Genomic DNA, 14,642 nt, shown 5'->3' on the forward strand with positions numbered 1-14,642 from the left:
TTGTATATTCTTGATATCATCATATGTTGATTCTTTAATAGTTATCACTTAGTTCAGCCCCTAAATCTTTAGTTTGTCTTAGTCAGTTTTAACTGGAAGTTATTGATTCTCAGCTTACTTCCACTCTTTTCTCAAAATCGCATACTGATAGGTATCCTCATAATGCGGAGTTCCATCCGGGTTCTTAACAAAACTGATGAACTCCTTGAAAAGACCTTCCTGCCTCATCCCAAGCTTCTCGCAAAGATGCTGACTCGACTTGTTATAATCCTCGGTATAGGCATAAACACGCCTTGCTCCTTTATCCTTAAAAAGATAGTCAAAGAAAGCATAAGCTGCCTCATAAGCATACCCTTTTCCATGATATGTCTTGTTCAACATCCAGCACGGACTGAAGGTATCCATCTCAGAATCTGCACCATGTTCGTCAGCAGGCTCAGGATAAGCATCAATTTCACCTATAACTTTCCCGGATTCTTTCAGAACTATTGCAAAATAGTACTCAGTCTCATAAGATCTTTTTATAACCTCTTCTCTTGCTTCTTCAAGGGAATGCAGCTTCATGCCGGCAAAGCAGTTAACTGCCGGTTCATTCAGATATTCAAATACATCCTCTGCATCCCCCTCCTGAAATGGACGAAGAATCAATCTCTCAGTCTCTATTCTCATTTTCTTTTCCTTAATCTATGCTTCACGCTTATTTCTATGGGCAAGTAGCAGGATGAACATTACAATCCATATTCCCCAAGCAATTGCAGTCCCTGTTCCAGCGTATTTATAATCAACTGCACCTCCTATGATAAAAGGGACTGACATGAACATCATTCTTTTACCATATTCTTTGCACATTTCAGTCTCATCATGCTTTTCTCGTTCTTCTTTTGTCTTCATGTTATACCCTGTAAGGTAGTTCGCGGCTTTCCCATTGGATCTATAAAAAAAGATACCAATAGCCAGAAACAACAGCGCCATCATCACATCTATAGCGAAAAAAATACCCATATCGTTTCCTCCCAAGTTAAGGTCATCATCATTTCTTTTTCTTCGGAACAGGAAGCTCATCGTACATTGCCTCCAACAATCTTGCCACGATAATAGATGATGTACTCGCCCATCATTGTCTTATATGTTATTTCATCAAGCCCCGAAAGCTGTTCTAATATAAAATCCAGGTACTCTTTAGTTGATGCCATAGGTTCGTTCTTTTCCTTTTTTGAAATCAATTCTTAATAAAGCTTTTCCGTTAGGAAGAGACTCTGCCTCCTCCAGTATCTTCTGATAGCCTGCGCCTTCCATTACAGAAACAAGCTCGTCCTGTTCCATCTGGCTATGCACCTCATCAAGCCTGTCAAATACATGGATGTATGGCGAATCTGAAACCCAGTTCTTTTCACCTGCATTAATCTGAATTACACAAGACACGTAATCAGGATCAACCCGATATACAGCCGCTACAAATGCCTTATAGCCAATATATTCAATCAACAAATTTGCAATTAAAAGCTGTGAATGAGGCAGTTTTGATGCTTCTGTTATTAAATCAACCTGAAGACACTGTAATATGCCTGCTAAATCTGCGTATCGTCTGGAAACAGCCTCAAGGTAATCTTTGTTTATATCCACGCCATAAACAATCTGATATTTATCTTTGCTGACATGTTCTAATCCATTGCCACCGGCTATACCAAAAATCATTGCCGTGTTTACTTGATAAGCATCAAACTGCTCTTTCATCATTTTGTTCATGGTCTGCAGCTGCTTTACAGAGTCCAGGCTCATATGCTTTTCATAATCATCAAGTTTTATCTCTTCCCAGGGATTGTTCATTTCTCTTTTACCAAAACCATGCATTCTTCCGAGTCTTCAAAGCCACATTTTTTATAAAGGGGTCTCCCCGCCTCTGTTGCATCAAGGCTGATCTCTGTTGCTCCTTTATTCCATGCATCTTCGATGAGCAGGTCGACCATTTTCTTTCCAATGCCCTGTCCTCGATACTCCTTGGCAGTATATACATTCATAAGATGAGCACGTTTCCCTGTTGGATGTGAGAATGTCGGCATGATAGTAAAATAGCATATCGTCGCGCAGCCGATGACTCTTTCTCCCTCCAATGTAAGAACAGTGGTCTGATCTCCTTCAAGGAAATATCTCCTGCTCTCTTCTACAAAGTCCTCAGAATACTGATAATCTGCTTCAAGAGAATTTACTTCTTTTAGCATCTCCAGTCTGCTGCTCATCATGAGATCTATATCTTTTTTATCAGCAACTCTTATTTCCATTACTGCTCCTGTCTTACCATCTCAAACACTCTTTATCCGCATTCCCTCTCACAACTGTAACCGTAGCAATCTCCTCAAGGCGATTAATTACTGATTTATTATCTATGTCTCCGGCATGAATGATATGGTCGACACCTTTAAAAGCATCAATCACTTCCTGCCTTAATAGTCCATGTGTATCTGAAAGGATTCCTATAAGCATGCTTTTAATCCACCTTACTATCGCTCTTGTTTCCTTTTTTCACTATTAGTAAAATCCCTGCCACTGCTAAAACAAGTCCACCTACAACAGCTGTAATAATGGTTCCTGCGCCATATTTTCCAGCTAGGAATATTGAAGTCGGGCCATCAGCACCACCTATGATCGTATAGGAATGTGGGGTACTTGTGTAAAGGGTGATTGTTACCCAAAGTACTCCTGCAATTACTGCTATAATCCCAAGGATAATTCTTCCTACACGCTTATGGATGGCGAGCTTTATGAGAAGGCACAAGATAATAAAGGCCACATAAGCTACTGAATTTGGAACTGCAGAATAGTAATACCAGGGCGCTGAATTTATTTCATACACCTCGGGATGATTTATGAAATCCCTGTACGCAGCAAAAAGACTTTCTGCAAAGACTCCGGATCCAAATACCATTATTAAGTTGATCAACTTGTTATAATTCTTCATTTTCTTCCACCACACACAAATCCAGATAATCATCCACATAAATTTCAATAACATTATCTGGTACTATTTCTTCATAGCACACCCACTGTGATCCCATTGCCGACTTAAACTTTCCCTTATCAAGACAGTATAAATATCCTTTTCCACCATAATTAGGATGACAGTGTTTAAAAATCATTTTATCCCCATATTCTGGCATCATGATACGTTCTGCATCCTCTCCGTCCGAAACACATCCGAGTGCAAAACAAATAGCCATATTCTTATTGGAAGTAGCATATACAGCTAACTGGCAGCCTTCCTTAAATCCAACATCATGAGCCTGATTAGGTATCAGCTTATCATATTTATTTGGAGACCCATGATATAAATATTCTTTCACTTCAAAAAAATCCGATTCTGTCATTCTTCTGATGTTCATCCTAACTCCTGCTTTATCATTTCAAGCATTCTTCTATCTCTTTTGATCATAATTTCATTGAAATAATCAGCACTAGAATATGCTGCATTTGTCGTAATAGCCTCATCGATATCCACTATTTTCAGCACAAATCCCGCTTCGTCCTCATAAGCATCCAAATCCTGTTCGACAACTCTATCCTCAACATCACAGAAGTAGTAATAATTCTCCTGTTCAAAGATTTCGCCATCCTTTACAGTGCTCTTCTGTCTTCGCAATACACTTCCATATTCCCTGATAGATTCAGGAATTACTACAAGACCCACTTCTTCCCGAACCTCTCTGATGAGAGCTTCTTTCTTATCTTCATCATCATGAATTCCTCCGCCTGGGAACTTGTAATACTTCTCTTTCTTGCTGTAAACGAGGGCTATCTTATCATCTTTTATAATGATGGCCCTGGCTGAAGGTCTTCGAAAAACTGCATCTGTTTCTTTATAATCCTTAAGATCAATTTCAAATAACTGTTTCATAATTGCTCCATTACTCAGATTGCCTTTGAATAGAAATACTTGCTCAGTTTAGGATCCTTGTCTTCTCTCACAAATTCCAATGAGTAGCCAAGCTTCTTATAAAACTCAGGTGCCTGGAATCCAAAGGTCGTTAGGGTGATCTTCTCATATCCCTTTCCTGAATACTCCTCCTCAACTTTCCTAACAAGCTCTGATCCGAGCCTAAAGGTCATCGTCTCATCATCGTTATAATCTCACACCTGCACAAGGTTTACTCTGGTATCATCAACAAAGAATGGATTATAAAGTAAAAAGCGATTACGTTCCTTCAGAATCTTATCCCAATTTCGAAGGTCAAAATACAGATAGCCTTTGTCAGATACCAATGCATCCATCTGTTCAAGCGTCTTTAAGACATCTTCATTGCTGACGTAGGCCAATGAGTTACCGGTACTGGCAACCATATCATATTTATTTCCATGCCAGCACTTAAGATCTCTAAAATCACTGTTCTTAAGTTCTACGGACATGTCTCTGTCAGATGCTTTTTTCCTGCATCTATCCAGCATAGTCTCGCTAAGATCAGAACCGCTCAGACTAACCCCCAGTTCAGTTATGGGAAGAGTTACACTACCAGTACCAATACTCACATCAAGCATAGACTTAATGTTTTTGTTCTCCAAAACACTCTTCCAGTGCTCTTTATATGCATCATATCTTTCCTGATTCTCTATAAGATCATAGATATCAGCACTATCGTACAAACTAGCCATGTTTACGTTATTATTCCTCAATCAATTCATTCAAATCCACATTCTTAATGTCTTTTTTCATTTATCTGCTTTAGCCTGCTACGTGCAAGCTTAGAATACTCCTTAACCCAGCCAATTTCATCAGAAGAAGGCGATTGCCCTTTACAATAATCCAAAAAATTATTGTACCCTATCTGGGCGCTATCATAATCCCCAGAGTGATAATAATTATCTGCAACCTCAAACAGTGCTTTAAATCTCAATGGATGGCAAGAATTATTCTCGAAGAAATCCCTATACAGTTTCATGGATAACCTGTAATCACCAATCTTCTGCATTTCCTGCGCTTTTACAAGTATTTCTGGAATATCTTTCAATTACTTCCCCTTTCCAATGCTTCGTCAATTATGCTGGAATTTTATATCTCTACCTCAAAAGGTGATTCGTTGTCAAAAATATCACTGTAGAAGCCAAACCAACTAAGCCCCTCCACAAGGCACTTCACATTGTAGCTTTCTTCCTCATCGAAAACTAATTCTTCACCGGAAGCCTTCTTTACCTCAAAGACATCAATGATATTTTCCATCAATACTGCATTGACCATCATTTCCAGATGCTCAAGTTCTTCATCGGTTATGGTGCACTCAGTCCGGTATCCATTAATGACCATCTGCATATATTTTTCCATATATGCCCGTCTTTCATCTGCGTCTTCATTCCAGGCAATCCACCCAAGACCATGGGACCATAAATTGGCAATATCATATAAATACCAGCAAGTACGACAATTATCAAAATCAAATACATTGATTTTCCCTGTATCATACTCAATGTTATAGTTTCCATCGCTATAGTCAAAGTGAACCATTCCGTAGTTTTCGGAGTTCTGCGGAAGTTTACGCAGTTCCTCCAGAATTTCATGCAGTCTGTCTTTAACCCGATGCCCCATCTTCATATGTAAACAAAAGAAATCATCCGGAATAAGGCTCTCGAAATAGTCTTCATTGTACTTCTCGAAGAAATCAAAACGCTTATGAATCGGTCTGTAGTTCTTTGAAAGTGCATGTATTTTCCCTAAAACCTTGCCGGTAAGAAAGAAGTACTCGTCTATCGAAACTCCTTCAATATACCGGTAACCATGATCGGCTATCTGATCACCTTTTGCAGTCTCGAACATGGTCACTGCCTTCTCATCGATAATTTCAATACGATTACCTTTCACTGAGGGAATGGAATCTGCCACACTGGCTCCGCCTGCAGAAAGATAATGTACATACTCGATTTCCGCCTCATAATCTTTAATGCTTCTATCTGAAAGAGAAGACACTCTGAGTACCGAATCAGTCCCAATCATAAATACCAGATTCCTTCCGCCTTCATGCCCGGAGACTTCCTTGGCAGAGGCAGTATCGAATCCGTAAAGCTGCGCCGCTTTGACTAAAAAATCTTTTTTCATCATATGATTATTTTTTATCCTTTTCTTCTTGGTCGATTATCCTGGAAATCAACTTCCGATATAAACGACTATCACATTCCTGTAAGTTTTAAGAATTTCTTATCGTTCATTTGCTCGTTTGTAACATACTCCCCATCATGGAATAACGCATAATTCGTAATCGGTGTCGGTGCATTCTGTGCTTCTTCTTTGCTTTCAAGATGTATTGCCTTGAATGCAATACCATTTTCTTTTGCCGTCTGCTCCAAAACCGGGACATATTTTGCATTGAACGGGCACTGATTCGTATAGTACAGAACATATCCCTTCTCTTCTATATGCGGATGTTTTGCACATTCCTTAAACACCGGAGCTTTTGCATTTTTATCGAACGGCATATACCAAAGCTGAATACCATTATCAGCTTCATCGCTCACGACAAATCCTTTGTACTTCAGAAACTTCGGATCAGCCAGAAACGGTTTCTTCTTTGAAGCGCAAAGAATACAAATCCCTTTTTTCCCCTTTTCCTTACTATCCTCGATGCAGGCAGTAAGTAGATCAGTAGAATATCCATGTCCTTTGAAAGCCCCGGACACCCAGAGACAGTCAATGTACATATATCCATATGCCTCTATCGGAATCCATGCGTTTTCCGCCGGGATATATTCGATAAAGCACTTTCCGCGCTCTACGCTCTTTAGGAAAACAAGTCCTTCATCAAACCTCTCCGAAAGCCATGCCTTCTTAGAAGAAACCTGAACATCCTTATTATTTGATATCGCGCAGCAAATATGCTCCTCTTCGAGGTTATCTTTTGTTACATGAACATATTCCATGACCGCTCCTTTCAATAATATGCCAAGGAACACTTAAGCTCCTTGGCATAGATAGTATTTACTCAATAGGGAAACAAGCTTCCGTTACATACTCATCAGGATTCTGTGTCTGTGCAGGACTCACATGATAGATATTAAACATAGGTCCATTCATTTTATATCCATTAGCTTTGATCCATGACGCCACAGTTGCATATGCCTCACCCATCTGATCGTAGCTGCCTTTAATAATACAACTTGCAACTTTTACTTCAGGAAGAGTTTTAAACTTCACATGTTCCGTATCGTTATAAGAACCACTCACGGTCATCCACGCAATGATCTCAACATTTTCTTCCTTGTACTCGGGGTCAAGAAACTCAGCCGCCGCAAGACACGGGTCTGCCGGCACAAGATTCTTGCACTCGCTCATCATCGTATTCCAAAGCATTCCTTCATCCTCATAGTGAGGAACCACCATCTGAACCGTGGCAGCATATCTCTCCGGTATTGTTTTTATAGTTACATCAAAACTCATATTTTGCTCCTTCCTCAGCCTCTTTCTGGCTGTTTCCAGAAGCATCAGTTTGTACTCCGTTTCTTTGGAAAGCTTTGATAGTTCCATCTGCCTCTCTGACAGAAAGGCATCCATCTTTTCTTTATCATCATAGCTGTCAAGGATCTTGATAATATCTGCAAGGGCAAAGCCCATATCCTTGAGTGATGTGATCCTTCCGATGACAAAAAGCTGTTCCTCGCGATAATAGCGGTACCCGGTAAAATCATCGATTTCAGCCGGTTTCAAAAGTCCGATATCATCATAGTGGCGTAACATCCTGATGCTTACTCTGGATAGTTTTGAAAATTCGCCTATTTTAAGCATTTGTTCCTACCTCCATGGATGTTTTTCTCTTGAGCTCACTACAACGATAATCCCTCACATAATGTGAGAGTCAATATACTTTTTTAAATTTTCATAAAATGTAAAACTGAAAGTTCACAATAATTAAAAATGTAATTTATACTACCATATATCCTTCGGAAACTGTACCCTTTGTCTGACACCCTATGCAGCCTCATTTAAAGTGAAGATTGAGGACTCATTTAATGTGCCGGACAACAATATTCCTGTCTATAAATTTTGTAGATATATGTAAAATCCCGCCATATAATTTCAACTATCTGCACAGATAGTTATCGTGACAAATTTTAATCCTTGGGAAGCAACCAAATCTTTCTATTAAATGCGAATTTTACTAAAAGATGTGCTATAATTTAATGGGAGCCTTTTTTGTTGGCGTGCGTATTTTGCTGTCGGTTTAAGCTAAACTTGTAATATGTTTAAAGATAGGAGTGTAAAAAGTCAAAAATACGGCTTTTTACACTTTTTAACTTTAAAAAATAAAGCTTGAAAATGTAAAAAGCCGTACTTTTAAAGATAAATCTGTAAAAAGCCGCATGGATTAAAGCTAAAATTGTAAAAAACCGGGCACTGTAGTGTGTGCAATTTAATCATTATCCTGGTTATCATCAGTTCCATAAACGTCTACCTGGGATGCCTGTCTTTTATGTTCTTCTTCTATAGCAGCATAGTGTTTAACAGTCGTATTTACGTCTTTATGTCCCAGAACATCAGCAACCATATAAATATCACTTGTTCTGTTATAAAGCGCTGTACCATACGTTCTACGGAGCTTATGAGGGGTGAGTTTTTGAGTAAGTCCTGTGTTTTTTCCATATTTTGAAATCATATATTGGATGCTTCTTATCGATAAACGCTTATGCTGAAGAGATATGAAGAGAGCAGGTTCTTCAGAATCATTGAGTAGGGTAGGGCGTTCATGATTGATATAATCCCTTAGCGTATTCCGGATAATCTCGTTTATGTAGAGATGATCTTCATCGCCGCCTTTTCTGACGATAGTAATTGTATTTTCATCAAAATTTATATCTGAAAGATCAAGCCCTGCACATTCCGAGACGCGGATTCCAGTATTTAACAGAAGAGTTACAATTGCCAGATCTCTTTTTGCAGTAGGTTCAGACATAACTTTGGAATGGTAACTAGCAGAATTCACAGCTGCGACAGAATCCATTAGAAGCTGAACCTGGTCAGGATACAGCCTTCGGATATCTTTCTTTACCTTTTCTTTCTTCTTTACAGCAGCTTTCACTGTGGGATCAATCTTAAGATAGTCATATTTGATCAGATATTTATAGTAATTCCGCACAGCCGCCATTTTTCTTGCAATTGCACGTTCTTTAGCAGGCTTTACATTGCCTTTTTTATCCGGTTTGTGGCCTGATGCAACATAATTTTGGAATTCATTGATGTCCTGAGGACCAAGATTTTCGACAACTTCAAAGGGGATATCTTTGATTTCAAGATTCTTGCACAGGGGATTCTTTTCCTTGAGAAATCCGTAGAAAAATAGAATATCCTGCGCATAATTTAAAGCGGTGCTTTCCTGATATTTGAGAAGACATTCCTCAACAAATCCATGTGTATGCTGAGGAAGAATGTTTTTAATGCTTTCAGTATCTTTACGGCGTTTCTGCCTCAATGAATTGTAATATTCTGAATTTTCACCCATGACTTAACTCCTCCGCTTTTCTAAAATAATCGTAACACAAAAGAGGAATTTTGTGCAATGATATTTGCGTTAGCAGCGCGTTCCAGCGGGAAGTGAACCCCCTGTCTGACATCGTTCTTTATTGGCTTTATTTCTTTGTTGGATATGCCGTTAATTCTTCAAACTCATCTACCGGCATAGGCTTGTAGAAATAATATCCCTGCATTTCCTCACATCCAAGACTTCCGAGGAAATCAGCCTGTTCCAGTGTCTCAACACCTTCTGCGATAATAGAAGTTCCAATAGCATGGATCATCTGGACCATGTAGCTAAGTATTGTCCGACCCATCTTTTGGTCACCTGAACCGGTAATAAATCGAAGATCAAGCTTTATGCGATCAAGGATAACTTCTTTTAACATATTCAGTGATGAGTAACCACTTCCAAAGTCGTCCATTTCAACTTCAAAGCCTGCTTCACGAAGTTTGGTTGTTGTTTTGATGATGGTATCGGAGTTTTCGACATATGCGCTTTCCGTTATCTCAATACGAAGTTGACCAGGCAATAGGTTATAGAACTCTTTTAATGTATTAAAGTGGTCGGCTACATCAGGGTTCTTTACTATATCAAGTCTTGATAGGTTTACTGATACACACAGTTGTCTGCCCTGATCATTCCATCGCTTCAAATCCTTACACACAGTGTCCCAAACGTGACAGTCAAGATCATAGATAAGCCCAGCATCTTCCAAAACCGGAATAAATTCTCCCGGAGAAATGTTTCCATCCTTCTTGCTTTTCCAGCGGCAAAGAGCCTCTGCACCAGTTATCATCCCAGTCTTATAGTTGACCTGTGGCTGATACCATACTTGTATTTCCCCAGACTCAATAGCTGCAGGAAGGCGACTTGCGATACCGGCACTTTTCCTTCCCATGTCCCACTGCTTTGGGTTATAAAACTCAAATCCTTCTTTCTTGGATTCTCTGACTTTTCTTTCTGCAATGCGGGCATAATCAAGCATCTTATCCACGTTTATGTCTTTATAGTCATCAGGCATAAGAACATAAATACCAGAACAGAGCCTTACAACAAAGTCTTTTCCACGATCGCTAAAATAATTGCGAACAGGAGTCAAAATATATTTTTCATCCTGAAGAATCTGTTCATTGCCGCCAATACATCGAAGGATAACAAAATGATCTCCATCATACCTTCCTATAGCTTCTTTATCGGTAAGTACTTCAAGGCTTCTCTCAGTCCAAAATTTTAACAGCTCATCTCCGGCCTTCCAGCCAAAGCTGTCGTTGATGAACTTAAAGTCTTTTATGTTGTTATAGGATATCGTATACGGTGTATCAGGGTTGTTAGTGAGTAGTTCCTCAACTTTTTTACGGAATCCATTGTGGCTGAGCACACCAGTGAGAGGATCGATATCCTCCATTATCCGCATCTTTTCCTTCTGCTCTTCAAAATATGCTTTCTGTCTTAGGACAAGCATTATAACAAGAGCAGCAAAAAGGATAGTCCCAATAATAAGGAAGTACTTATATTGGTAGAGATAGTCTTCAAAAGTATATACATAAAGATCTCTGGTAGTGTAATCAAGGGCTATAGCCTGTTTTTTGGTTTCAGGAATAGCTGCAATTCCTTCGTTCAGAAGTTCAATTCGTTTTTTTCCCTCTGGGGTTTCAAGAGTTCCGGCACGAAAATCCATTGAAAACATGGCAGAAGGCTGTACTTTAAAATCATTATAGGATGGCTTTTGAAGCACATAGCTCCACGCATATGAGTTATGTAAAAGTGCATCTACCTCTTCATTTCTAAGCGCTTTAATGCAATCAGCCATGGAATTGTAAAGGTTTATCGTTATTCCAGGGTATAACTGCTTTACAGTTTCTGCTACTCCGCCCTGTGATTTTAGCATGCCTACTCTGATGGTATTTATGTCAGAAATAGAGTGCTTATCTGTAGTCACAAGGGTAAATGGGGTCTGGATGAGATTGTCCGATACGATGGTCGCTTGACCAGATGCACTTGAAACAGCACTTCCAAAGGGCATAACAAGATCGTACTCAGTACTATCAAGGGCTTCCTTAAGATTTGATTCACTTATAGCTTTGAATGCGACATTGAAACCAGCTTCTTTGGCAGCGGATTCCATAAGATCAACGCCGATTCCTGCAATCTTGCCGTTGTCTTTATCAATGTAAAACATAGGACATCTGTCTACAGGCACACCGACTGTAAATTCTGTAGCAGGAGAATCAGACGAGGCATAAACAGGCGTCAAAAAGACTCCCTGATAGATTACCAGGAAAAGGAGGGCTATGCTGATAGTAGTATGGATCCTTTTTGATTTCATGATACACTCGCCTTATTGTTTGTTCTTTGCTTTAGATACTCACACTTAATTCTAACATTATTATGTTAAAATACGATAAATAATAAATAACAAATCGATAAAGGCGACTTCTAGTATTCCGGCATTGCTAACTTATGCGCATACGGGACTTGAACCAGGGATTCACGGAGCACCATTAGAACATATTATGACAACGTTTCCGCTCTATTGGCTATATTCTGCTTAAAGTTGATGACATCGTGATTGTACTCTTCATCCATGAAAGTTGAGTGAATGAGGAAATCCGCTGTGGCTTTGTTGTTGGCAAAAGGGATATCATAAACCTGCGCAATTCTCATTAGCGCCTTTACGTCAGGATCATGAGGTGCAGCAGTAAGCGGATCAGAGAAGAAAATGACAAAATCTATCTTGCCCTCTACTATCTTCGCACCAATCTGCTGATCTCCACCCAAAGGACCAGAGTTATAGCCTCTTACAGGCAGGTTCGTTGCATCGGTTATCATTCGGGCTGTCGTACCTGTTCCACATAAAAAGTGGTTCTTAAGAGTTTCCGCATTATCTTTGCACCATTGTATGAGCTCTGCCTTTTTCCCATCGTGGGCGATAAGTGCAATATTCTTCTGTTTCCCGATAGTAAGTGTAATTGTATCTGTCATAGCCGCTCTCCTTTTTTGCGTTATTTTTCAAAAAGGAACCTCTCCGGAAGTGAAACTGCAAAATCCTTAGCAAGATGCCTGAAATCGTCTGGTGTTATCGTCTGTCTCTTAGCGCCAGTCATAGATAGCGTTTTTACGAGGATTTCTGCAGACTTTTCAACTGTATGCATAAGTCCAAAGGTAAGGTCAAAATCTTCTCCGGCAGCAAACATTCCATGATGAGCCCAGATAGCCACATCATATTTTTCCATGAGCTTACTGGTTTCCACAGCAATCTCTCTGCCCCCGGGTACCATCCAAGGTACTACGCCTATTCCATCAGGGAATACCACAGGGCATTCAGTCGCCATCTCCCAAAGTTCTCTGGTAAAAGCTTCATCTGTAAGTGGCAACACAAATGTCAACGCAATGGTATTTGTGGTATGTGCATGATAGATTACTCTGTATTTTCCGTTTGTCACACGTTTTTTCACCTCATGGTTCATAAGGTGTGAAGGCAACTCAGAAGTTGGTCTCCCGCCATTGACCAGCCCCCACATAACGCGGTAGTTCTCACCTTCTTCGTCAAGCTCAATAATTCCGAAGCTGTCCTCAGGCTTTATTATAACATTTCTGAAGAACTTGCCAGAGCCTGTTACCATAAGAAACTCTCCGGCAAGGTCAGGCACTGATGTTCCAATTTCCTTCCACTCTCCGGCCTTAAACTCCTCTTTTACCAGCTCCACCTCTTCCGGCTTCATTCTGTAAGACAGATTTCCGCCGTTTCTCTCATGCCAGCCCTGTTCCCAGCCGTCATTTGCCATTCTGATAAATCCCTTTGTAAACTCAGCATCTAAAACTCTCATTGTCCTTTTATCTCCTATCATCAGACCCTCTTCGAAAGAACGTCGATTTCATATCTCTCAATTTCCTGGTACCAACTTCCATCCTGAGGAACTTTACATCTATCACAGTATTCATTCCACACCTCTCCGAAAGGCATGGTCTTAAGCTCCTCCTGCATGATCATGAGCTTCGTAAAGTTCGATTCATCCTGCAGCTTTTTTAGCTCCTCATGAGGTGTAAGAAGAGCATTCAAAAGAGCTTTCTGTGTATTTCTAAACCCAGTTACCCAGGCACCTATCCTGTTGATGGATGCATCAAAATAGTCTAATGCCATAAATACTGAGCCATCAAGTCCGCCGCAGCGCACAATCTCTTTTGCAATTTCCTTTGTCTCATCATCAAAAAGAACTACGTGGTCTGAATCCCAACGAACCGGCCTTGTGATGTGAAGAGCAATGTTTGGATAGAAAGACAAGAGCGCAGGAATCTTGTCACTTACAACCTCTGTAGGGTGATAGTGGCCGTTGTCCATAAGAGGAATGCACTTGTCAGAATGAGTTGCTGCAAAAGACAGTGTGAACTCAGCACTACCTACTGTATAGGACTCTACTCCAATTCCGAAAACCTTTGACTCAACGCAGGGCTTAACCTTATTAAAATCAAAGGGTTCGGAAAGAATCTGCTCGATAGAATCCTTATATCTGTCCCTTGGTCCCTTACGGTCTGCAGGAATGTCCTTGAAGCCATCTCCTGTCCAGATGTTCATGACACAGGTCTCGCCAAGTTCTTCTGCGATGTACTGAGAAATTCTTATACATGCCTTTCCATGCTCGATCCAGAACTTTCTTGTATCCTCGTTTGGAGAAGAAAGGGTAAGCGGGTCACATTTAGGATGAGAGAAAAAGGTAGGATTGAAATCACAACCCAGATTCCTCTCCTTGCAGAAATCCACCCACTTCTTAAAGTGTTTGGGCTCAAGTTTATCTCTGTCTACCCAGCCTCCGTTTTCATCATCAAAAATTGCATAGCAGGCATGAAGGTTCATCTTGGCTCTTCCCGGAATCAGCTTTATTACCTCATCGATATCTGCCATAAGCTCCTCTGGAGTTCTTGCTCTTCCGGGATAATTTCCGGTGGTCTGGATTCCTCCTGTCAGAGGCTTATCCGGATCTGTATCAAAGCCTCTGACATCATCTCCCTGCCAGCAATGAAGGGCAATCTCTGCCTCTTTAAGCTTTTCGATTGCTTTTTCTGTATCAATTCCAATTGCTGCATATTTTTCTTTTGCTTCTGTGTAGCTCATTTCTCATTTCCTCCTGATCTTGTATGGATTAACTCGTCCTTATCGTTTAA

General features: G+C 40.1%; 19 protein-coding genes and 1 pseudogene. All 20 read right to left on the reverse strand.

Annotation, left to right across the window (positions count from 1 at the left end):
* Positions 1–114: 114 nt before the first annotated feature.
* Entirely contained in the window at positions 115–669 is a 555-nt protein-coding gene (locus G602_RS0114270; RefSeq protein ID WP_026659611.1) for a GNAT family N-acetyltransferase, read from the reverse strand.
* Positions 670–684: 15 nt separating this feature from the next.
* On the reverse strand, positions 685–1,002 hold the full coding sequence (locus tag G602_RS0114275; protein ID WP_330369207.1) for a DUF3784 domain-containing protein: 318 nt from the start codon (positions 1,000–1,002) through the stop codon (positions 685–687).
* Positions 1,003–1,070: 68 nt separating this feature from the next.
* A pseudogene (locus G602_RS31500) lies at positions 1,071–1,193 on the reverse strand (TfoX/Sxy family protein); the annotation flags it as partial.
* Positions 1,180–1,851: a methyltransferase type 11 gene (locus G602_RS0114285; protein ID WP_242835617.1), complete on the reverse strand. Its 672-nt coding sequence runs from the start codon at positions 1,849–1,851 to the stop codon at positions 1,180–1,182. The pseudogene G602_RS31500 and the gene G602_RS0114285, both read right to left, overlap by 14 nt.
* The gene (locus G602_RS0114290) at positions 1,824–2,279 is read right to left on the reverse strand and encodes a GNAT family N-acetyltransferase (RefSeq protein ID WP_026659616.1); all 456 of its coding nucleotides are present in this window, start codon (positions 2,277–2,279) and stop codon (positions 1,824–1,826) included. The genes G602_RS0114285 and G602_RS0114290 overlap by 28 nt, the downstream gene beginning before the upstream one ends.
* Before the next feature lie 13 nt (positions 2,280–2,292).
* On the reverse strand, positions 2,293–2,481 hold the full coding sequence (locus G602_RS0114295; RefSeq protein ID WP_026659617.1) for a metallophosphoesterase family protein: 189 nt from the start codon (positions 2,479–2,481) through the stop codon (positions 2,293–2,295).
* Positions 2,482–2,485: 4 nt separating this feature from the next.
* The gene (locus tag G602_RS29080; RefSeq protein WP_049945242.1) at positions 2,486–2,956 is read right to left on the reverse strand and encodes a hypothetical protein; all 471 of its coding nucleotides are present in this window, start codon (positions 2,954–2,956) and stop codon (positions 2,486–2,488) included.
* Positions 2,943–3,377 (reverse strand): hypothetical protein, encoded by a 435-nt coding sequence (locus tag G602_RS0114310; RefSeq protein ID WP_026659619.1) that lies wholly within the window; start codon positions 3,375–3,377, stop codon positions 2,943–2,945. Before G602_RS0114310 ends, G602_RS29080 begins: the two co-directional genes overlap by 14 nt.
* Entirely contained in the window at positions 3,374–3,889 is a 516-nt protein-coding gene (locus G602_RS0114315) for an NUDIX domain-containing protein (protein WP_026659620.1), read from the reverse strand. Before G602_RS0114315 ends, G602_RS0114310 begins: the two co-directional genes overlap by 4 nt.
* Before the next feature lie 14 nt (positions 3,890–3,903).
* Positions 3,904–4,101, reverse strand: a complete 198-nt coding sequence (locus G602_RS30545; protein ID WP_049945243.1) for a GNAT family N-acetyltransferase — start codon at positions 4,099–4,101, stop codon at positions 3,904–3,906.
* Positions 4,102–4,122: 21 nt separating this feature from the next.
* The gene (locus G602_RS26765; protein WP_049945244.1) at positions 4,123–4,641 is read right to left on the reverse strand and encodes a class I SAM-dependent DNA methyltransferase; all 519 of its coding nucleotides are present in this window, start codon (positions 4,639–4,641) and stop codon (positions 4,123–4,125) included.
* Between the two features lie 44 nt (positions 4,642–4,685).
* Positions 4,686–4,997, reverse strand: a complete 312-nt coding sequence (locus G602_RS0114330) for a tetratricopeptide repeat protein (RefSeq protein WP_026659622.1) — start codon at positions 4,995–4,997, stop codon at positions 4,686–4,688.
* Between the two features lie 41 nt (positions 4,998–5,038).
* Positions 5,039–6,079, reverse strand: a complete 1,041-nt coding sequence (locus G602_RS0114335; RefSeq protein WP_026659623.1) for a phosphotransferase enzyme family protein — start codon at positions 6,077–6,079, stop codon at positions 5,039–5,041.
* 68 nt (positions 6,080–6,147) lie between these two features.
* A complete protein-coding gene (locus G602_RS0114340; protein ID WP_026659624.1) occupies positions 6,148–6,894 on the reverse strand; it encodes an N-acetyltransferase in 747 nt (248 codons plus the stop codon).
* Between the two features lie 58 nt (positions 6,895–6,952).
* Positions 6,953–7,756 (reverse strand): MerR family transcriptional regulator, encoded by an 804-nt coding sequence (locus G602_RS0114345; protein ID WP_026659625.1) that lies wholly within the window; start codon positions 7,754–7,756, stop codon positions 6,953–6,955.
* 625 nt (positions 7,757–8,381) lie between these two features.
* A complete protein-coding gene (locus tag G602_RS0114350) occupies positions 8,382–9,467 on the reverse strand; it encodes a tyrosine-type recombinase/integrase (protein WP_024864897.1) in 1,086 nt (361 codons plus the stop codon).
* A gap of 127 nt (positions 9,468–9,594) precedes the next feature.
* A complete protein-coding gene (locus tag G602_RS0114355; protein ID WP_024864896.1) occupies positions 9,595–11,808 on the reverse strand; it encodes an EAL domain-containing protein in 2,214 nt (737 codons plus the stop codon).
* A 185-nt stretch (positions 11,809–11,993) separates the two neighbouring features.
* Positions 11,994–12,464 carry a methylglyoxal synthase gene (locus G602_RS0114360; protein WP_024864895.1) on the reverse strand — a complete coding sequence of 157 codons (471 nt, stop codon included), beginning with the start codon at positions 12,462–12,464 and terminating at the stop codon, positions 11,994–11,996.
* Between the two features lie 20 nt (positions 12,465–12,484).
* The gene (gene rhaD / locus G602_RS0114365) at positions 12,485–13,309 is read right to left on the reverse strand and encodes a rhamnulose-1-phosphate aldolase (RefSeq protein ID WP_026519493.1); all 825 of its coding nucleotides are present in this window, start codon (positions 13,307–13,309) and stop codon (positions 12,485–12,487) included.
* A gap of 20 nt (positions 13,310–13,329) precedes the next feature.
* Positions 13,330–14,592, reverse strand: coding sequence for an L-rhamnose isomerase (locus G602_RS0114370; protein ID WP_024864893.1), 1,263 nt, complete (start codon positions 14,590–14,592; stop codon positions 13,330–13,332).
* Positions 14,593–14,642 lie beyond the last annotated feature (50 nt).

Source organism: Butyrivibrio sp. AC2005, assembly GCF_000424145.1.
Lineage (GTDB): Bacteria > Bacillota > Clostridia > Lachnospirales > Lachnospiraceae > Butyrivibrio.

Coding starts and splice junctions, on each gene's coding strand:
- G602_RS0114360 (WP_024864895.1), bottom strand. CDS start 12,464: ATGACAGATACAATTACACTTACTATCGGGAAACAGAAGAATATTGCA.
- G602_RS0114335 (WP_026659623.1), bottom strand. CDS start 6,079: ATGATGAAAAAAGATTTTTTAGTCAAAGCGGCGCAGCTTTACGGATTC.
- G602_RS0114295 (WP_026659617.1), bottom strand. CDS start 2,481: ATGCTTATAGGAATCCTTTCAGATACACATGGACTATTAAGGCAGGAA.
- G602_RS29080 (WP_049945242.1), bottom strand. CDS start 2,956: ATGAAGAATTATAACAAGTTGATCAACTTAATAATGGTATTTGGATCC.
- G602_RS0114275 (WP_330369207.1), bottom strand. CDS start 1,002: ATGGGTATTTTTTTCGCTATAGATGTGATGATGGCGCTGTTGTTTCTG.
- G602_RS0114345 (WP_026659625.1), bottom strand. CDS start 7,756: ATGCTTAAAATAGGCGAATTTTCAAAACTATCCAGAGTAAGCATCAGG.
- G602_RS0114310 (WP_026659619.1), bottom strand. CDS start 3,377: ATGAACATCAGAAGAATGACAGAATCGGATTTTTTTGAAGTGAAAGAA.
- G602_RS0114270 (WP_026659611.1), bottom strand. CDS start 669: ATGAGAATAGAGACTGAGAGATTGATTCTTCGTCCATTTCAGGAGGGG.
- G602_RS26765 (WP_049945244.1), bottom strand. CDS start 4,641: ATGGCTAGTTTGTACGATAGTGCTGATATCTATGATCTTATAGAGAAT.
- G602_RS0114285 (WP_242835617.1), bottom strand. CDS start 1,851: ATGCATGGTTTTGGTAAAAGAGAAATGAACAATCCCTGGGAAGAGATA.
- G602_RS0114355 (WP_024864896.1), bottom strand. CDS start 11,808: ATGAAATCAAAAAGGATCCATACTACTATCAGCATAGCCCTCCTTTTC.
- G602_RS0114370 (WP_024864893.1), bottom strand. CDS start 14,592: ATGAGCTACACAGAAGCAAAAGAAAAATATGCAGCAATTGGAATTGAT.
- G602_RS0114350 (WP_024864897.1), bottom strand. CDS start 9,467: ATGGGTGAAAATTCAGAATATTACAATTCATTGAGGCAGAAACGCCGT.
- G602_RS0114340 (WP_026659624.1), bottom strand. CDS start 6,894: ATGGAATATGTTCATGTAACAAAAGATAACCTCGAAGAGGAGCATATT.
- G602_RS0114290 (WP_026659616.1), bottom strand. CDS start 2,279: ATGGAAATAAGAGTTGCTGATAAAAAAGATATAGATCTCATGATGAGC.
- G602_RS30545 (WP_049945243.1), bottom strand. CDS start 4,101: ATGACCTTTAGGCTCGGATCAGAGCTTGTTAGGAAAGTTGAGGAGGAG.
- G602_RS0114315 (WP_026659620.1), bottom strand. CDS start 3,889: ATGAAACAGTTATTTGAAATTGATCTTAAGGATTATAAAGAAACAGAT.
- rhaD (WP_026519493.1), bottom strand. CDS start 13,309: ATGAGAGTTTTAGATGCTGAGTTTACAAAGGGATTTATCAGAATGGCA.